Source organism: Streptomyces sp. NBC_00104 (assembly GCF_045160825.1).
In the GTDB taxonomy this organism is placed as follows: Bacteria; Actinomycetota; Actinomycetes; order Streptomycetales; family Streptomycetaceae; genus Streptomyces.
Window position 1 is genome coordinate 5,841,285 of the sequence record NZ_CP108215.1, and the last position, 16,784, is coordinate 5,858,068.

The following is a 16,784-nucleotide window of genomic DNA, read 5'->3' on the forward strand; positions in this document are numbered from 1 at the left end:
CAGCGTGCCCCGGACTACGTGAAGATGAAGTACTTCCACGCGCCGGACGTCGTGGTGTTGACGTTGTCGCCGGAGCTGGTGTCGCGGTACTCGGAGCGGAAGCGGAAGCGGATGTTCGTGGTCGGGGTGCCGGTCAGGGTGACGTCGGACCTGCCGGCCGTGCCGAGGGGGAAGTACTCGGAACCGGCGTCCCGCCAGGCGCCCTGGTAGTAGGCCTGGAGCTGGAGACGCTGCTTGCGGCCCTCGTAGTACGTCATCGTGGTCTTGAGGACCGGGTCCTTGGACTTGCGGAGGTAGTGATACTTCTGGCCCCAGGCCGACCGGGTCTTGTAGTGGCCCGCGATCGACGAGGAGATCCTGACCTTGGTGTAGACGGTGTTCGTGACCGTCTTCGCCTTGTAGCGCGCGTCGCCCGCGAACTTCACCGAGAGCTTGGTGTCGCGCTTGAGGTCGACGGTGACCGACAGGTTCCCCTTCGAGTTCACCGTCCCCGACTTCACCAGCTTGTTCGGCCTGTCGGAGCCGTACGGGTCGGCCCAGATCTCGACCTTGCGGTTCTTGTACGTCTTGCCGAGGTGCGCGGTGAACTTGACGTCAGCGCCGTACGCGTAGGTCTTGCGGTTCTTGTCGAGCGTGAGGGTGGTCGCGGCGCGCGAGACCTCGACGGTGTCGGAGGCGGACGTGGCGGTGTGGTCCGCGTCGCCCGCGTACGACACCTTGTACGTGACCTTGCCGCCGGCCGGCGGAGTGTCCGTGAAGGAGAACTTGCCGCCCGTGCCCAGGGTCTTGGTGCCGAGCGACTTGCCCTTCGGGGACTCCATGTCGGTGCGGGTGACCGTGAGCGGGGTGCCGGCGGGCAGCGCCAGGTCCGCGGTGAGCTTGCCGGAGACGGTGAGCTTCTTGGCGCGGGTGGCCGTCGCCGGGGCGCTGACCGTCGCGGTGCTGACGTACTTGCGGGGCTCGTCGACGACGTGGAACGTGGTCGCGCCCGACGACGAGGTCAGCACGAACAGCTTGTTGCCGTCGGGGTCCCACACCACGCCGTTGTCGTTCCACAGCGAGGCGCCGTGCAGCTTGCGGACGCTGGCCGGCTGCTCCGCGCCCTTGCCGAAGACGTAGGTGTCGCCGGTGCGCTCGAAGTCGGAGATCGTCGCCGCGACCGTGCCGTCCGGGGCGATGTCGACGCCCATCGGCTCGTCCGGCACCGGGAACGAACGCGTCTGCTCCAGGTCGGAGAGGCGGTACTCGGTGAGCGCGCGGTTGCCGGGGCCGGCCATCACGAGGTGGGTACCGTCCGGGGTGAGGGCCGCGTCGTTCGGGAAGCCGCCCTTGTTCGCGGAGACCCGGACGACCGGCGTACCGGAGGCGATGTCGTAGACGATGACCGGGCCGGAGCTGATGCCCGCGTCGAGCGCGACCAGCGTGCCCGGGTTGTCCGGGTCGGCGTACAGCTGGGGCGGGCTGGCGTAGTCGTGGCCCGCGGCGAGGTCCAGCGTGACCGTCGGGGTCTCGGCGGTCAGGTCGACCGCGCCGAGCCCGGAGTCCCACTGGTCGCCGTAGGCGAACCACAGCTTGCCCTCGGCGAAGGCCAGCCGTGAGGGATCGGTGTTCGCGCCGGTCGCGTACTCGGCGGTCTTCGTCAGCGTCGCCGTGTCGATGGCGACGATCTTGTCCGCGCCGTACAGGGCCGCGTACAGGGTGGTGTTGTCCGGGCTGAGTTCGAGGTCCCTGACCTGTGCCAGGCCGGTGATCTGGCTGACGACGACACCGGCGTACGTGGTGACGACGATCTTGTTGTTGCCGGGATCGCTGATGAAGAGCCGCTGGTGCTCGGCGTCCACGACCGTGTCGTACGGCTGCGAGACGGCGATGGCCCTGCTGCTGTCGGCGGACACGGGTGCGGCCGTGCCGACGGTGAGCGCGGCCGAGCTGAAGAGGACTGCCAGCGCGGTGGCAGCCGGAAGAGTGCGCATACGCACGAGTTTCGAACCCCCCGGAACGAAAGAAATGGGCGCGTCGTCGCGCGGGGCCGGTGTGTTCGACCTGTGCGGCGCGTGTGACGCGTGAGTGAAGATTAAGTCATGTCACTGACAAGAGGGTCACAGGGGGTGGTGGGCAACTCAATGGATTTACGTTGCGCAGGACCGGCAAGGGTGCCGCCCCGCAGGGAGCGGCACCCTTGAAAGACCCTTGGTCGGCCGTGGTGGTTCAGCGGTCGAGGACGATCTTCGTCGTGGTGACCGGCGCGGCGTTCGGCGTGGCGGTCGCGGACTTCTTCTTGTCGGGGTTGATGGCGTACTTGAAGGTGAAGCCCACCGTGGCCTTGCCCGGCTTGCCGCCGACCTGGACCGCGAAGACGCAGGTGGCGGAGAGGTTGTAGGTCTTCTTCTTGGTGTGCGGGTGGGCCTTGCTGCCCACCTTGGAGTGCCACACGTAGCCGACCGGTATGGCGGCGTGCGTGTCGTGGTACTTGCCGTTGAGCCCGGTCGCCTTGCAGTTCATCTTGCTCGTGGCGATGGCCTTCAGCTTCTTGTTGGTGATCTTGAACGACCAGGGCATCGGGTAGTACTTGGGGTACTTGCCCGTCAGCTTGACCTGGGCGTGGAGGATCCCGGCCTTCTGCTTCGCCTTGGGTGTGCTGTAGCCCTGCTTCTTGGGTGTGAAGACGGTCGTCTCCTGTGCCGCCGCGGCCGTCGGCGCGGCCTCCGCGGCACCGAGCGCGCCGAAGGCGAGGGCCAGGGCGGTACCGGACACGACGGCCACGCGGCCGATCCTGTTCATTTCGTTCTGCAAGGTGTCCCCGTTTCAGAAAAGCGTGAGACCGGGTGTGTTGCCTGGTCACCGACAGCTCATCAGAGGGGGCGGGGGCCGCGGTAGGTCCTTTGGGACAATGCGAGTGCGAAAGTCGAGGGGCTAGCCTGTGGAGCCATCGTGCAGAGTCGGTCCGTAGGGGGAGCGATCAGTAGTCATCCGGTTCATGGCACCGTCCGGTCGTGGGACGACGAGTCCGGCTGGGGTGTGCTGACCTCACCCGAAGTGCCCGGCGAGGTCTGGGCGCACTTCTCGGCCGTGCAGACCCCGGCCCCGGACGCGTTCGCGTCCCTGGAACCCGGCGAGTCCGTCCTCTTCACCTGGGAGGAGGCCGACCAGGACGGCTACTCCTACCGCGCGTTGCGGGTGCGCCGCCCCGGCGACCCGGAGACCGACTGGGACGGCGACGAACACCGCACCGACGGGGACCAGACCGACGAGGCCGACGAGGACGACGACGATGAGGAGGACGACGTGTTCGCGCTGACCGACGTCCACATCGAGTTCGACGACGAGCGAGACGACGAGCGAGACGACCGGTGAGGCGACGGGTGAGGCTACGGCAGAGGCGAGGATAGAGAAGAGAGAGGGCTGAACTGCCGGACCGATAAAGGGTGTCGGCCGGTGCGAGGGGGGGGACACATGCGTGAAGCCGTGGTCACGGACGCCGGGGACCGGATCCGTTGGGTCGAGCTGCCGGGGGAGGAGCCCAGCCGGGTGTATGTGCACGGGCTCGGGGCCACCTCGCCCGCGTACTTCACGGAGGTGGCGGTCCACCCTCTGCTCGCCGGGCGCCGCTCGCTGCTCGTCGACCTGCTCGGGCACGGCATCAGCGATCGCCCCGCGGACTTCGACTACAGCCTGGAGACGCACGCCGACGCGCTCGCCCGGGCGCTGACGGCGGCGGACGTCACCGGCGCCGAGATGGTCGCGCACAGCATGGGCGGCTCGGTGGGGATCGTGCTGGCGTCGCGGCATCCGCGGCTGGTGCGGAAGCTGGTGATGATCGACTCCAACCTCGATCCGCTCACCCCCACGCACGGGGTCGTCGGGAGCAACGGCATCGCCGCGTACTCCGAGGAGGAGTTCCTCGCGGGGGGCCGGGAGGAGTTCGCCCAACTGGCCGGTGCCCAGTGGTGGTCGACCATGCGGCTGGCCGGTCCCGAGGCCCTGTACCGCAGCGCCGCCGGGCTGGCCCGGGGCACCCACCCCACCATGCGTGAGCTGCTGCTCGACCTGAAGATCCCCCGTACGTACCTCCATCCCGGGGCCGACGGCCCGCTCCCCGGCACGGACGCCCTCAGAGAAGCCGGGGTGTCCGTCGTCCCGATCCCGGACTGCGGCCACAACGTCATGCTCGACAACCCGGAGGCCTTCGTAAGCGCGACGGCGGCGGCACTGGGCCGACTGATACCACCGGCCCTCCGCCGAACACGGTTCCCCGGCCCGCACAGAAACGTAACAGCACACTCGTTCGAGTGAATGGCTCCGGATTCCCTGTGCGGGCTTCCGGCCTACGCTGAGAGGGTCGCGCTGAGCGAACGGAGGTCTGTCATGCCGACGGCGGAGCCGATCATCATGCCGGGGTACCAGGGCGAGTACATTTACGGTCCCTATGACGACCCTGACGGCGAGTACGAGGAGCCCTTGCGTATGGGCGGCGTAAGCGTGGAGCAGGCCTTCGAGTTGTTCAGTGCGGCTGCCCCCGAGGGCTGGCGCGTGGAGCTGATCGAAGGGGAGATCTGCGTGACACCTCCGGCCAACGGGGAGCACGAGGAAATTGTGTCGGAGGTCAACCATCAGGTCGGCCGGAAAGTCCGCGACGACTCGCTGCGGAACTTCACCGGCATCGGCCTGACCGTCCCCGGCTCCTCCGCGACAGGTCATGTCGTCCCTGACCTGGTCATCGCCCCCAAAGGGAGTTTCGGAGACCAGGAAGAGTGGCACGAGCCCTCCCCCATCCTCCTCGTCGCCGAGGTCACCTCCGACAGCACGGCCGCCCACGACCGCGAGAAGAAGATCCGTGGCTACGCCCGGGCGGGGATCCCCGTCTACCTCCTCATCGACCGGGAGGAGGGGCAAGTGACCGTGTACTCGGAGCCGTCCGGCGACGAGTACGCCAAGGGTGCCCAGCACAAGATGGGGCTCGCTGTGCCGCTGCCCGCGCCTCTCGGCTTCGACCTGGACACCGCCGAGTTCTGAGCCGGCGGTCGGCGAGGCCGCGCCCCCCGTCAGCGGGGGAAGGCGTTGGCCACGGTCATCAGGGCGGTGATCGCGAGGAGCGCGGCGGCCACGGAGCGGGCGTGGCGGGTGAGCAGGTCTCGGATCACGGGGACCTCCCAGCGGCGGCGATGGCGACGGCAGCGGCGATGGCGGCGGCACGGTACGACGGTGACGGTGACTGTGTGACGGTGACTGCGGCGGCGACTGAGTGGCTGATCAAGCGAGTTAAGCGCACTTAACGTGCCACTTAACGTAAGGCTTTGGCCTGCCAACGGCAAGAGGACGTTGGGGAGTTGGGTAAAGCGGCCGGTGTAAGGGGGGTTACTGGCATGCTTACGTCATGGCAGGTATGGCCGAGCGTGACGACCCCGAGGTCATCGGGCGCAGAGTGCAACAACTGCGGACGGAACGGGGCCTCACACAGCGGCAGTTGGCGGAACCGGCGTACACCCCGGCGTACATCTCGACGCTGGAGGCCGGCCGGGTCCGGGCCTCCGAACCGGCCCTGCGGCACATCGCCGAGCGGCTCGGCGTGGGATACGAGGAACTGGCCACCGGCCGCCCCGCCGGCTTCGCCACCGAGCTGCGGCTGCGCCTCACCGGCGCCCAGCGCACCCTCGCCGGCGGTGCCACGGAGGCCGCCGCCGAGGGGTTCACGGTCGTCCTCGCGGAGGCGGAGGAGTACGGGCTGGTCGCCGAGCAGGCCGACGCACTGCTCGGGCTCGGTGAATGCGCCCTGGAGACCGGCGACCTGGAGACCGCCCAGCTGCGGTTCGAACAGGCCGAGCAGCGGCTCGGCGACGCCCCGCTGCCGGCCCGCGTCCCCGCCCTGCGCGGCCGTGCGACCGCCCACTACCTCGCCGGTGAACTCCGCTACTCCTGCTACCTGTTCGAGTCCACACTCGACGAACTGAACCGCAACGGGATGCACGATCCCGACGCGTTACTCCTCCTCTACACCGGGGTCATCGCCCCCTACATGGACATGGGTGCCCACGCCCGCGCCGCCCAGGCCGCCGAGCTGGCCCTCGCCCTCGCCCCGCAGTCCGGCGACCCGGCCCTCGTCGCCCGTATGCACCGGTCCGTCGCCCGGACGATGATCGCCGAGGGGCGGATCGCCGAGGCCGACGCGTCGCTCGCCAAGGCCTCCGAGCTCTACCGGCAGCTCCAGATCCGCACCGAGCTGGCCAACTGCCACTGGATGCGCGGCTACCTCCACGCCCAGAACGGCGACTACGCCCGTGCCGAGGAAGAGCTGCGCGAGGCCCGCCGCATGCTCTCCGCCAAGCGCGCCGCCCTCTACACCAGCCAGGTCGCCGTCGAGCTCGCCGACGTCCTGCACCGCCGCGGCAAGTCCGAGGAGGCCGCCGAGCTGCTCCGCGAGGTGCTCAGCGACCTCAGCTCCGAACGCGGGGCCCTGCACTCCGCCGCCGCCCACCGCCTCCTCGGCATCATCGCCGAGGACACCCGGGACGCGGACACCGCCGAGGAGCACTACGTACGGGCGCTGAGCCTGCTGGAACGGGCGGGCGCCGCCGGCGACCTGGCCGACCTGTGCCGTCTGCTGGGCGACCTGTACCGCCGCACCGGCCGCGTCGAGGCCGCCCTCGACGCCTACCGCACCGGCCTCGGCCACCACACCGCCCCCGGCACCACCACTCTCGGCCCCGCCCCCGCACAGCCCCCTCTGTGACGATTCCTCGCCCCCCCCACAGCCCCGCGCCCTAGCTTCCTCATGTGGAGACCGAGGAAGAGGAAGAACAGGGGAGCGCCGAGAGACAGAACACCGCCGGGACACGGCCGAGGCCCGGAGAACGACCGGGCGTCGGGGAGCGGGCGGGTGTCGGGAAGCGGCCGGGCGTCGGCGAGCGACCGGCCGTCGGGGAGCGGCGGAGTGCCGGGCAGCGCGGGGGCGTTCTCGTCGCCGTGCGGCTTGTCGTGCGCGTGCTGCTCTGCGCCGTGCCCGGCGGTCTCGCGCTCGTCGCCGTCGCGACCGTCGCCTCCGTCCTCGGCCCGGTGGTCGTGCGGACCGGGAGGCCGCCGAGTACGCGGCGCGCGGCGTCGGGACGTTCCCCGCGCTGCCGAAGGCGGACCCGGTCGAGCTGACCCTCGGTGAGTTCTCGTCCCGGGCGGTCCACGACAGCGGGCGGTCGCTGAAGGGCCGTACGGTCCGGACGACCGGCTTCGTCACCCAGGGGGCGACGGCGCCTGGTACCTCACCCGCCTCCTCGTCTCCTGCCGCGCCGCCGACGCCGGCCCGTACAAGGTCGAGATCCGGGACGCCGACGCCCCGACCACCGACACCTGGGTCACCGTCACCGGCATCTGGCACCCCACGGGCGAGCCGGGCTCGGAGAAGGCCTGGCCGCCCGTCCTGGACGCCGGGTCGGTGCGGCGGGTGGCCGAGCCGGAGAACCCGTACGAGAAGCGGTGAGACCGCGGAGCGTCAGGGGCCGAAGTAGTTCTCCGCGAGCACCTCGCCGTCGGTGCCGTAGACCATCACCTCGTGCACGGGGTCCTGGAAGTCGAGGGAGCGCGCGAGGTCCTCCGGGACCCGCACATGGCCGTAGTAGACGCCCCAGTTGGTGGTGCCCTTCAGGCGCAGGACCGTGCCGTCGAGGACCGTGCCGTCGTAGGTGGTGATCCTGACGCCGGCGGCCGCGGACCGGACGCCGTAGAAGAGGCCGTGGACCGTGTAGCCGCCGGTGGCCGAGCCCGAGCCCTGCAGGGAGATGCCCGGTTCGCTGGTGTCGAGGTTGCCGTCCACCAGGCTGCGGAACTGGTCCGGCCCGGTCACGCCGGGCTCCGGCTCCGGGTCCCGCCAGTGCTTGCCGTCCGCGGTCAGCCACAGCTCCGTGCCCTGCTCGGTGGTGACCCGTTCCTCGGGCGCGACGACCCGTACCTGCCCGGCGAGTGGCGCGGAGGTCTCGGAGGTCCGGGCGGGCGTCGGGGTCGGCGTCGGTGAGGGCGAGGCGCCGGCGCTCGGGTTCGGGCTCGGCGGGGCCATCGGCCGGACCGTGGAGGAGGGGCCGTCGGGGCGGAGGGCCAGCACGACGAGCGGGATGAGCAGCAGCCCGCAGCCGGTGCTCAGTGCGGCGGCCCGGCGCCGCCGTCGGCGCTTGCGGCCGTCCCGCTCGATCGCCTCCAGCGGTACCGGCGGCGGCGTGACGTCGTACGCGGCCTCGGCGAACGCCTCCCGCAGCAACTGCCCGGTGTCGGCGGCGTACGCGCCACCCACGCCCGAGCCCGCCGCGCCCGAGTCGGCACCCGAGCCCACGCCCGTTTCCGCGCCCGCGTCCACGCCGACGCCCGCGCCTGTTCCTGTGTCTGTGCCGGTTCCGGTCGGGCCGGTCCCGGAGGTCGGGTGGTTCATGGGCGGGCTCCGGGGACGGGCGAGGGGGGCGCCTGGGCGAACGGGGGAGAGGGAGCGGAGGCGGTGGAGCCGTGGCCGCCGTCCGTACGGGAGGCGGCGAACACCGGGTGGGTGCGCAGGGCCTGCAGGCCGCGCCGTACATGGGTCTTGACCGTGCCGAGCGAGCAGCCGAGCAACTGGGCGATCTCGTTCTCGCTGAGGTCCTCCCAGAAGCGGAGCACCAGCACGGACCGCTGGCGGGCCGACAGTCCGGCCAACGCCTGGGTGACGGCGGCCTGTTGGGCGATCGAGTCGGCGTGCCCGGCGTGCCGCTCGTGCACCCGTTCCGGCAGGAACGGCGTCAGCAGATGGGCCACGCGTCTCTTGCGGACGCGGCTGATGTTGTTGTTGACCAGCGAGCGCCGTACGTAGAAGTCGACGTCGTCGCGCGGGATGCGCCGCCAGCGGGCGTACACCTTCGCCAGGGTGGTCTGCACGAGATCCTCGGCCTCGTGGAAGTCACCGGTCAGCATGTGCGCGGTACGCACCAGGCGGGGCCAGGCCACGGTGGCGTACGCGGCGAAGTCGCCGCCCTCGGGCGGTCCGGGCTGCTCGTGCGGTCCGGGCTGCTCGGGCTGCTCGGGCGGTCCGGGTTTCTCGTGCGGCACGGACGACGGTCCTCGGGGTCGGGAGTGGGGGAGCGTGCCCGTGCGGGCGGGGAGTGGTCAGGTCCTCCGCCCGCACGGTCACTTCGAGCCGCCGACCGCTCCGGCCGACAGAGCGGTACGGAGCGGGTCGGCTCAGGTCAGCTCAGCTCAGCTCAGCTCAGCGGCAGCTGGGAGTAGACGCGGCCCCTGGTGTCGTAGACGGTGACCTCGCGGAGGAAGTCCTCCCCGTTGTCGCCCGACGGCAGGTCGGCGATGGCGTACCAGACACCCCAGCCCGGCTTCCCGGCCAGCTCGATCAGCTTGCCGCGGACCTTGCCCGTGCTGGTCGCGACCTCGACACGGGAGGCCGTGCCCTTGCCGCCGTAGTAGAGGCCGGAGAGGTAGTAGCGCCCCTCGAAGCCGCTGCCCTGGAGGGACACCCCGGGCCGGGTCGGGTCGATGTTGCCGTCGACGACGCTGCGGAACTGCGGGTCGTCGGGCATGTCCGGGTCCGTCCAGTGCTTGCCCTCCGCCGTCAGCCACAGCTCGAAGCCGGGCGCGGCGACGACGTGCTCCCCGGGTGCGACGATGCGCGGCGTCGGCGCCTTCCTGGCCGCCGCCACCGCCGCCGTGTCGGTGCCGTGCGCCGTCTCCCCCCGCGAGACGGCGTACGACATCGACGGCACCCCCGCCAGCACCGTGGTCAGCGCTGCGACGGCGACGTACTTGTGCATCCGCGTCATGGTCATGAACGGACAACCCCCATTGGTGTGTTGGTCTGACACCTCTGCAAACTCACAAGACGTACGGGACGGATGACACCGGCGTACGTTTTTTTTCGCCGCGCTCTCAGCGCAGTGCGCTGCCCGCCACCCACCGTTCCCAGCTCAGGTTCCAGTCGCCGTACCCGTTGCCGACGGCCACGGTCTCCTTCGAGCCGGTCACCTTCACCACGTCGCCCGGGATGACCTGGTCGTAGAACCGTTTCGCCGTGCCGTCGTCCGCGAGGCCCACGCACCCGTGGGTGACGTTCTGTCGGCCCGCGTACGTGTTGGCCTTCGGGTTCTCGTGGAGGTAGGTGCCGGAGGCGGTGAGGTGGACGGCGTAGGAGTACCAGTCGGCGTACGAGTCGCCGTAGCCGACCGAGCGGGAGTCCATGAAGACCTTGGGCTGCTTGTCGGAGACGACCATCGTGCCGTTCCAGGTCTCCATGCCGGGCGCGCCCGTGGTGACCGGGATGCGCTGGGTCGAGCCGTCCTTCTCGACGGTCATGGTGTGCTGCCGTACGTCGACCGTGGCGATCAGCGAGCGGCCGATGGTGAAGTGCCGGGTGAGGTCCGCCCCGACCTCGACGGTGACCTTCGTACCGGGCTTCCAGTAGGTGCGGGGACGGAAGTCGACGCGCTGGCCGTCGGCGAGGTTCCGGTCCTTGACCCAGCTCCAGGAGCCCTCCGTGCCGGTGTCCGTCTCGACCTTCAACCGCCGTTCCACCTCGGCGCGTTCGGCCTCCGGGACCGGGCGGTCGAAGGTGACGGATATCGGCATGCCGACGCCCACGGTCTGCCCGTCGGCGATGTTCACGCGCGCGCCCTCGAAGGCCTTGGGCGGCGGCGGGCCGGGCTTCACGTTCACGGCCTCGGCGCCGGTTCCGTCCCCGGTTCCGTCCCCGTCCCCGGCGTCCGCCCCCTGGTCCGCCTGGGAATGGGCCCTCGGGATCCCACTCGGCCCCTCGACCCGCACGCCCTCGCCGCTCCCCGCGCAGCCCGTGAGCGCGAACGCGACCGCGCACGCGGCCGTCGCGGCGATCACGTGGACGAGACGTCGGCGCCGCCGCGTTCCCGTGCCCCTGCTTCTCGCGGCCCTGCTCCTCGTGGTCATGGTCTCCCCCAGATGTGTTTCGCGATGATGTGATTCGCGATGTGTTTCGATGTGCGGGCGTACGTACGGGACCTGTACGCACGACGGGGGCGACCGGGTTGCATGGCGACGCAGGGAACTTCGGACAACGGCGGGGGCATGACCGAGGCAGAGTTCGACGCGTTCTACGCCACCGCGTTCCCCCGGCTGACCGGCCAGCTCTACGCCTTCACCGGGGACCACGGCGAGGCGCAGGACGTGGTGCAGGAAGCCTTCGTGCGGGCCTGGGACCGGCGGCGGGACTTCCTCGCGGAGGGGGCGCCCGAGGCGTGGATCAGGACCGTGGCGATGCGGCTCGCGGTGAGCCGGTGGCGCCGGGCGCGCCGCTGGCTGGAGCTGGTGCGCCGCACTCCGCCCCCGGAACACGCGCCGGGACCCGATCCCGAGCGCGCGGTGCTGGTCGAGGCGTTGCGCAGGATTCCGGAGGCCCAGCGGATGGCGGTGGTTCTGCACCATCTGTGCGACTTGAGTGTCGAGCAGGTAGCCTCCGAGACCGGTGCCCCCGTGGGCACGGTCAAGGCCCGGCTGTCCCGCGGCCGGGCGGCACTGGCGCGCGAACTGGCCCCCGCCGAGGGTGCGAAGGAGGACGGTCGTGTCCGATGAACTCACCGTCCGGCTGCGCGAGTTGGCCGAGACCGCCGAGGCTTCTCCGCCCGGGTCCGGCGCCGACGTCCGCGCCACCGCCGGACGCCGTCGGCGGCGGCGCCGGACGACCGCCGCCCTCGCGGGCGGCTGCGCGGCGGCGGGCCTGGCCGCCGTCCTCACGCTGAACGTCGCCTCCCACGGCACCGAGCGGGGCCCGTCCACGACCGCGACCTCCCTGCCCAGCGCTACGGCGGCGCCCGACGTCACCGTGGACCTCTCCCGCCGCGTCCTCACCGTCGACGGCCGCGAACTGCCACTTTCCAGTGGCACGGCCAGGACGCCGACCCCGACCGGCCTGATGACCGTCACCGCCAAGCACAGCGTCATGGTCGTCTCCGCCGCGACGGTCCGCTTCCCCGACGAGTACGAGATGAAGCTCCCGTGGGTCCTGGAACTGGCCCCGGTCGAGGCGAGCGCCGAACCCGGTGCGGACAGTGCGGACGGTGCGGACGGTGCGGACGTTGCGGACGGTGCGACTCCTACCGCCGACGGCAGCGGCAGTACGGGCGGTCCGCGCGGCACGACCGAGGCGACCGACGGGACCGAGGCGACCGACGGGACCGGCACGAGCGAGAAGGCGACCGGGGATCCGACGCGGAGCCCGGCCGGGAGCGGCATCTGGATCGCCGCCCTCACCTACAACGACAAGGCTCCCGGCAACCTCGACACCACCTCCGGCTGGATCGGCCTGCGCACCGACGACGCGCGGTGGCTGTACGACCGGCTGACGACGGGCGCGCTCGTGGAGATCCGGGGCACGGCACCGACCCCGGCCCCGGACTCGACCCTCCCCACACCCACGACGGCCGACGAGTCCTTCCTCCCCACCCCCCTGCCCTGAACCGAACCCCCGCGCCGCGGTGCTGTGAGGAGAGCCGTCCGGGAGAGCCGTCCGGGGGAGCCGCTCACCCGTACGCCCTCGTGCGCTGGTGGACGGGCCCGAGGGGTGTTGGCGTAGGAGCGGAAACGTCGTGCTCTCGGGAGGCTCCGCCATGCGTCGTCCGTACCGTGTTCTCGCCCGGGCCGTGGCCCTCGGGATGCTCGCGGGGGCGGCGGCCTGCGCCGTGGACGACCCGGGGCACCCGCGTGGTTTCCCCGAGGCCGCCTCCGTCGACGAGACCATGGCCCCCGCCTCGCCCTCCGCCTCGACGGTCCCCGCCCTCACCGACGCCCGGGCCAGAAGCGCCCTGCTGCGCCAGGACGACCTCGGCGACGCCTGGGCCGGCACCCAGGGCGCGGCGACCTGGCGCGACGGTCTCCTCAAGGGCCGCACCGACCGCCCCGAGTGCCAGGCACTCCTCGACGCGGTCTACGCCGAGGACATCCTCGGCGAACCCAAGGGCGGTACGGCCGTCACGGGCTTCGACGACTACGAGTACGGCGCCCAGCTGCGCTACCAGGTCGGCGCGTACGACAAGGCCGACGTCGACGCCCGCCTCGGCCGGCTCCGTCAACTCGTCGACAAGTGCGGTGAGTTCACCATCACCGGTGCCCAGGGGCAGGAGTACGGCGCCGAGGTCACCCCCGTCGAACTCCCCGGCGGCCTGGGCGACGCCCGGCAGGGGCTGCGGCTGGTCGTCAGCGGTGCCGTGGAGGGCGAGGACAGCGCCCTCACCCTCGACCTCGCCACCGTCCGCGTCGGCGACACCGCCGCCCTTCTCACCCACGGCGGCCTCTACGGCATCGACGACACCGCCACCCGCGACGCCGCCCAGGCCGGCGTCCAACGCCTCCAGGACCTCCTGAAGAAGGAACAGAAGGAGAGGAAGGAGCAGCGAGAGAAGAAGGCCAAGAAGGCGAAGGAGACGAAGGAGGCCGAGAAGGGGGAGAAGAAGACGCCGTCCGAGGGGAGTCCCGCCGAGGAGGGCGCCCCCGACGAGCCGTCCGCGGACGAGGAGTCCTCCGCCTAAGGGGACTCCTCCGAGGCCCGGCGGCTCGCTGTAGTCGGTGATGCTCCTGCTTTCCTTCCTCCAGCATCGGTGTGAGGAAGGAAAGCCCGAAGGTCAGGTCAGAACTTGCCGTAGAGGCCGGTCATGTCCACCTGGGGGCACAAGACCGAGCCGACGAGGCACTTGGTGCTGCCGTGCTTCTTCTTGTGGACATTGGTGACCTTACCGCCGTCGTAGATGTAGATGTAGTTGTTCGGGTACTGGCGGTGCGTGCCGGAGCGGATCTCATAGTTACCACTCTTGGACATATTGATGGTGAAGGCACCGGAGGCCGCGCCCTTCAACCCGCCCAGGCCCTTGCAGTACGGGTTGGTGGCGTGGACAACCATCCGGATGCCCACGGTGTTGCCGCTCGACGCCAGCTTCTTCGCGTACGTGTTCTTGGCGGTGGCGGTCTTCGAGCCCACGTACTTGTTCGTCTTCTTCACGTAGACGGTGGTGGGGTTGATGTGCTTGTTACTCACCACCTTCTTGGTCTTCCAGGTGATGGTGGCGTGGAGCGCGAAGCGGTACTTGTTCGACTTCCAGTTGAAGTCCTTGTGGTTGTCACCACCGAACTTGAAGCTCTTGCCGTAGTCACAGCCGGCGAAGGGAGCGTCGACGTACTTTTGCGGGATGAAGCCGACCCAGCTCAGCGTGGACGTCTTGGCCACGGCCGCGGTGGACGCCCGCTCGACCGCCGACTCGCGCAGCCCCGTGAGCGAGCCGGAGTGGGGGACGGCCACCCTCATGCCGTAGAGCCTGGAGTTCGGGTTGCCGCCTTTCGGCAGCAGAGGAATGACCTGGTAGGCGTAGTCGGCGCCCGCCTTTACGCTGGTGTCGCGGAAGGAGGTCACGCCCGCGCCCAGGGTGGCGATGCTCTTGCCGTCTCGGGTGACGACGTACCGGGCGTCCTTCGTGTAACCCTTCCAGGACAGCTCGACAAAACCCTTGCCGGCAGCCGTGGTGACGCCCTGGCGTGCCATGGAGCTGTCGACGACAGCGGCCTCCCCTGAGGCCGCCCGCATGACGCCGAAGTCTTCCGCCCTCAGGGTCTTGCCCTGGGTGCTGTTCGAGCTGAAGCCGGAGACGTCCTTCAGCCCGCCGTCGGACCTGGCGGACAGCGCGGACACAGAGAACGCCGCGGCGGCGGGCCGTGCGTCCTGAGCGGACTGGTCCGCGAGAGCCGACGCCTGGAAACCACCCGCGACCAGCGTGAGCGGAGCCACGGACAACGCCGTCACCTTCGCGAATCGAGAGATTTGCATGTTTGTCCCTTCGTCCCCGTCAATGCCAGGCGACCTGATGGGAGCGGATAGCTTCTTGTCAGGCGCCTGCCAAAGACCCTAGGGAGGAGGGGGGAGGGGTGTAAGTGACTCCTGGGGCAGCGCCCTCTTGGGCAGTGCCCGAAAGGGCAAGGCACTGGTGGGCGGGCCCGCACGGTGCGGCCGTAGGCCGAGGCCACCGGATTCGATGACAACTATTGCGGTGTCCCATCGCGCCACCGGGGCAATGCGTACGAGAAGCCCGCCGTCGACCCGCGGATGAAGCACCTCCGCGAACTCGCCGACGATTGCAGGGAGTTCAGATCACAAGCGGTCGCAGCGGCGAGTACGGGGCCCAAGTCACCATCGTTGATGGGGACATCGGTCCTCACCCCCTGAGGGCCTGGGGGAATGTTTCAGAAGCCGCCGGTGAAGACGAAGAAGAAGGAGAGCGGGTAGAGGAACCCGAAGGCGCCGGTGACCAGCCCGATGGTGCTCTTGGTCCGGCTGACCTTGCTGGTCAGGCCGAGGATGCCGAAGGTGATGGCGAGGGCGCCGGCCAGAATGCCGAAAATACCGAAGAAGAACGCGGTGATCAGCGCGATGACCCCGAGACCGAGAGACACCGGGCCGTAGAGCGTCGCCGGGCTGTCGGTGGTTCCAGCTGCCATGACTCGGGTCCCTTGTTGTGGGGCGTCGCCGTCCTGCGCCGTACATGAAGCGGCTCGTACGCTCTCATCCTGCCACTCTCGGTCGCCCCAGCCGCAGCCACCCCTACTCATGTGTCTTCCCCGAGGTCTCCTTCAGTATCGGAGTGAGAATGGCCTGCAACTCCTTCTCGGTCAACGGGGATTGGACGGCCCCCGCGATCCTGCCTTCCCGATCGACGAGCAGGGTGAAGGGGAGGAGTCGCGGGTTCACCATGCCGCGCGGCAGCTTCAACAACTGCCTGCCGTCCGGGTCGTGCAGGCTCGGGTAGGAGAGGGCGAACTCCCGCTGGAACGCCCGCGCGTTCTGTCGCTCGACGTCGGTGCTGATCCCTAGTACCTGCACGCCTTGGTCTTTGAACTTCCGATACGTGCGCTCCAGAGCGGGCGACTCGGCCCGGCACGGACCGCACCAGGTGGCCCAGGCGTTCACGACGACGACCTTGCCACGGTAGTCGGAAAGGTGGACCGGATCGTCGTCGACCGTACTGCCGGAGAATTCGGGAGCGTCCGCGCGCTCGGTCACCGGAACGCTCTTGAACGGCTGGGACCGTCCCGACTGTGCCGTGTCCGTATCGAGTACCAGCGGTTCGCTGGTCGAGCAGCCGGACAGCGCGACCGCGACCGCGATCGCGCACATGGCCGCCAGCCGGAGTGTCTTCGTCGTGGCCATCGGGTACTCCAACTCCCTCAGTGGGTGCTGTGCGTCGGGCTCGGGGGTGCCATCACATCGGAGGGGGAAAGACACTCGTTGCGTTGCTTGAGGGATTTCACGACAGGGGAGAGGCCGACGAGGACGGAGTCGGGGGCCGCCTCGCCGACGGTGAGCTGCACCTCGACGGACGGTTCACGACCGTAGGTGACCAGCACTTCCCGTCCGTCGTCGTCCGTGCTCGTACGCCATGCCCAGTCCACCCCGTTGACCTCGGCACACGCGTCGGCGGTGGCCTTGAGCCGGGGGAAGCCACAGCGCGCGACGACGGCTCCGTCACCCCAGACCGCCGCGCCCTTCGTCGTGGTGTCCGACCGCTCCAGCCCGGCCAGTCGGTTGGGGTACCGCTCGCCGACCCGGGTGCAGGCGGGATCGTCGGCCAGTGGGGCGGCGGCGAAGCTGAAGGTGGGTTCTCTCAGCATGTGCACGGTGATCACGGCGGTGGTGGTGAGGGCGAGGGCGCCGATGGTCAGACCGGCGATTCGGGTGCGGCGGGACATGGCGGGATCGTACGGGGTGGGTGTGAGTGTCCCTTGAGGCAGTGCCCAAACAGTCAATACCGCCGCCACCGGCCAGG

General features: G+C 70.2%; 19 protein-coding genes. 9 read left to right on the forward strand and 10 right to left on the reverse strand.

Features of this window, described 5'->3' with window-relative positions; translation table 11 throughout:
* Positions 1–14: 14 nt before the first annotated feature.
* Entirely contained in the window at positions 15–1,973 is a 1,959-nt protein-coding gene (locus tag OG272_RS25725; RefSeq protein WP_405894965.1) for an Ig-like domain repeat protein, read from the reverse strand.
* Positions 1,974–2,208: 235 nt separating this feature from the next.
* Positions 2,209–2,763: a hypothetical protein gene (locus OG272_RS25730; protein ID WP_327728703.1), complete on the reverse strand. Its 555-nt coding sequence runs from the start codon at positions 2,761–2,763 to the stop codon at positions 2,209–2,211.
* Positions 2,764–2,931: 168 nt separating this feature from the next.
* On the opposite strand from OG272_RS25730, the gene OG272_RS25735 reads away from it, so the two are divergent.
* From OG272_RS25735 to OG272_RS25760, 6 genes are all read left to right on the forward strand, one after another.
* Positions 2,932–3,354, forward strand: coding sequence for a cold shock domain-containing protein (locus OG272_RS25735; protein WP_327728702.1), 423 nt, complete (start codon positions 2,932–2,934; stop codon positions 3,352–3,354).
* A 99-nt stretch (positions 3,355–3,453) separates the two neighbouring features.
* Positions 3,454–4,293 carry an alpha/beta fold hydrolase gene (locus OG272_RS25740; protein WP_405894966.1) on the forward strand — a complete coding sequence of 280 codons (840 nt, stop codon included), beginning with the start codon at positions 3,454–3,456 and terminating at the stop codon, positions 4,291–4,293.
* Positions 4,294–4,464: 171 nt separating this feature from the next.
* Entirely contained in the window at positions 4,465–5,013 is a 549-nt protein-coding gene (locus OG272_RS25745; protein WP_327732174.1) for a Uma2 family endonuclease, read from the forward strand.
* 370 nt (positions 5,014–5,383) lie between these two features.
* Entirely contained in the window at positions 5,384–6,727 is a 1,344-nt protein-coding gene (locus OG272_RS25750) for a tetratricopeptide repeat protein (protein WP_326585714.1), read from the forward strand.
* Positions 6,728–6,771: 44 nt separating this feature from the next.
* Entirely contained in the window at positions 6,772–7,140 is a 369-nt protein-coding gene (locus tag OG272_RS25755; protein WP_327728700.1) for a hypothetical protein, read from the forward strand.
* Positions 7,141–7,306: 166 nt separating this feature from the next.
* Positions 7,307–7,468 carry a hypothetical protein gene (locus OG272_RS25760; RefSeq protein WP_327732173.1) on the forward strand — a complete coding sequence of 54 codons (162 nt, stop codon included), beginning with the start codon at positions 7,307–7,309 and terminating at the stop codon, positions 7,466–7,468.
* Positions 7,469–7,480: 12 nt separating this feature from the next.
* Here OG272_RS25760 and OG272_RS25765 read toward each other — a convergent pair whose 3' ends face one another.
* From OG272_RS25765 to OG272_RS25780, 4 genes are all read right to left on the reverse strand, one after another.
* The gene (locus tag OG272_RS25765; RefSeq protein WP_327728699.1) at positions 7,481–8,407 is read right to left on the reverse strand and encodes a hypothetical protein; all 927 of its coding nucleotides are present in this window, start codon (positions 8,405–8,407) and stop codon (positions 7,481–7,483) included.
* On the reverse strand, positions 8,404–8,952 hold the full coding sequence (locus OG272_RS25770; RefSeq protein WP_327732172.1) for a SigE family RNA polymerase sigma factor: 549 nt from the start codon (positions 8,950–8,952) through the stop codon (positions 8,404–8,406). Before OG272_RS25770 ends, OG272_RS25765 begins: the two co-directional genes overlap by 4 nt.
* A gap of 254 nt (positions 8,953–9,206) precedes the next feature.
* On the reverse strand, positions 9,207–9,782 hold the full coding sequence (locus OG272_RS25775; RefSeq protein ID WP_327728698.1) for a hypothetical protein: 576 nt from the start codon (positions 9,780–9,782) through the stop codon (positions 9,207–9,209).
* Between the two features lie 100 nt (positions 9,783–9,882).
* Positions 9,883–10,911, reverse strand: a complete 1,029-nt coding sequence (locus OG272_RS25780) for a L,D-transpeptidase (protein WP_327728697.1) — start codon at positions 10,909–10,911, stop codon at positions 9,883–9,885.
* 138 nt (positions 10,912–11,049) lie between these two features.
* Here OG272_RS25780 and OG272_RS25785 point away from each other — a divergent pair, with 138 nt between their 5' ends.
* From OG272_RS25785 to OG272_RS25795, 3 genes are all read left to right on the forward strand, one after another.
* Positions 11,050–11,553, forward strand: a complete 504-nt coding sequence (locus tag OG272_RS25785; RefSeq protein ID WP_326580349.1) for a SigE family RNA polymerase sigma factor — start codon at positions 11,050–11,052, stop codon at positions 11,551–11,553.
* Entirely contained in the window at positions 11,543–12,436 is an 894-nt protein-coding gene (locus OG272_RS25790; RefSeq protein ID WP_405894969.1) for a L,D-transpeptidase family protein, read from the forward strand. Before OG272_RS25785 ends, OG272_RS25790 begins: the two co-directional genes overlap by 11 nt.
* Before the next feature lie 151 nt (positions 12,437–12,587).
* A complete protein-coding gene (locus tag OG272_RS25795) occupies positions 12,588–13,505 on the forward strand; it encodes a hypothetical protein (protein WP_327728695.1) in 918 nt (305 codons plus the stop codon).
* A 98-nt stretch (positions 13,506–13,603) separates the two neighbouring features.
* On the opposite strand, the gene OG272_RS25800 is transcribed toward OG272_RS25795, so the two are convergent.
* The 4 genes from OG272_RS25800 to OG272_RS25815 all read right to left on the reverse strand — a co-directional run bounded on the left by OG272_RS25800 (position 13,604) and on the right by OG272_RS25815 (position 16,707).
* Entirely contained in the window at positions 13,604–14,791 is a 1,188-nt protein-coding gene (locus OG272_RS25800; protein WP_405894971.1) for a hypothetical protein, read from the reverse strand.
* Between the two features lie 413 nt (positions 14,792–15,204).
* Positions 15,205–15,459 (reverse strand): hypothetical protein, encoded by a 255-nt coding sequence (locus OG272_RS25805; RefSeq protein WP_326580341.1) that lies wholly within the window; start codon positions 15,457–15,459, stop codon positions 15,205–15,207.
* Positions 15,460–15,562: 103 nt separating this feature from the next.
* Positions 15,563–16,168, reverse strand: a complete 606-nt coding sequence (locus tag OG272_RS25810; RefSeq protein ID WP_405894973.1) for a TlpA family protein disulfide reductase — start codon at positions 16,166–16,168, stop codon at positions 15,563–15,565.
* A 17-nt stretch (positions 16,169–16,185) separates the two neighbouring features.
* A complete protein-coding gene (locus tag OG272_RS25815) occupies positions 16,186–16,707 on the reverse strand; it encodes a DUF3515 family protein (protein ID WP_327728692.1) in 522 nt (173 codons plus the stop codon).
* Between the last annotated feature and the right edge of the window lie 77 nt (positions 16,708–16,784).

Excerpts from the sequence above, each read along its gene's own strand:
- OG272_RS25815 (WP_327728692.1), bottom strand. The coding sequence starts at position 16,707 with ATGTCCCGCCGCACCCGAATCGCCGGTCTGACCATCGGCGCCCTCGCC.
- OG272_RS25775 (WP_327728698.1), bottom strand. The coding sequence starts at position 9,782 with ATGACCATGACGCGGATGCACAAGTACGTCGCCGTCGCAGCGCTGACC.
- OG272_RS25780 (WP_327728697.1), bottom strand. The coding sequence starts at position 10,911 with ATGACCACGAGGAGCAGGGCCGCGAGAAGCAGGGGCACGGGAACGCGG.
- OG272_RS25785 (WP_326580349.1), top strand. The coding sequence starts at position 11,050 with ATGACCGAGGCAGAGTTCGACGCGTTCTACGCCACCGCGTTCCCCCGG.
- OG272_RS25725 (WP_405894965.1), bottom strand. The coding sequence starts at position 1,973 with ATGCGCACTCTTCCGGCTGCCACCGCGCTGGCAGTCCTCTTCAGCTCG.
- OG272_RS25795 (WP_327728695.1), top strand. The coding sequence starts at position 12,588 with ATGCGTCGTCCGTACCGTGTTCTCGCCCGGGCCGTGGCCCTCGGGATG.
- OG272_RS25750 (WP_326585714.1), top strand. The coding sequence starts at position 5,384 with ATGGCCGAGCGTGACGACCCCGAGGTCATCGGGCGCAGAGTGCAACAA.
- OG272_RS25805 (WP_326580341.1), bottom strand. The coding sequence starts at position 15,459 with ATGGCAGCTGGAACCACCGACAGCCCGGCGACGCTCTACGGCCCGGTG.
- OG272_RS25740 (WP_405894966.1), top strand. The coding sequence starts at position 3,454 with ATGCGTGAAGCCGTGGTCACGGACGCCGGGGACCGGATCCGTTGGGTC.
- OG272_RS25765 (WP_327728699.1), bottom strand. The coding sequence starts at position 8,407 with ATGAACCACCCGACCTCCGGGACCGGCCCGACCGGAACCGGCACAGAC.
- OG272_RS25810 (WP_405894973.1), bottom strand. The coding sequence starts at position 16,168 with ATGGCCACGACGAAGACACTCCGGCTGGCGGCCATGTGCGCGATCGCG.
- OG272_RS25745 (WP_327732174.1), top strand. The coding sequence starts at position 4,465 with ATGGGCGGCGTAAGCGTGGAGCAGGCCTTCGAGTTGTTCAGTGCGGCT.
- OG272_RS25800 (WP_405894971.1), bottom strand. The coding sequence starts at position 14,791 with ATGCAAATCTCTCGATTCGCGAAGGTGACGGCGTTGTCCGTGGCTCCG.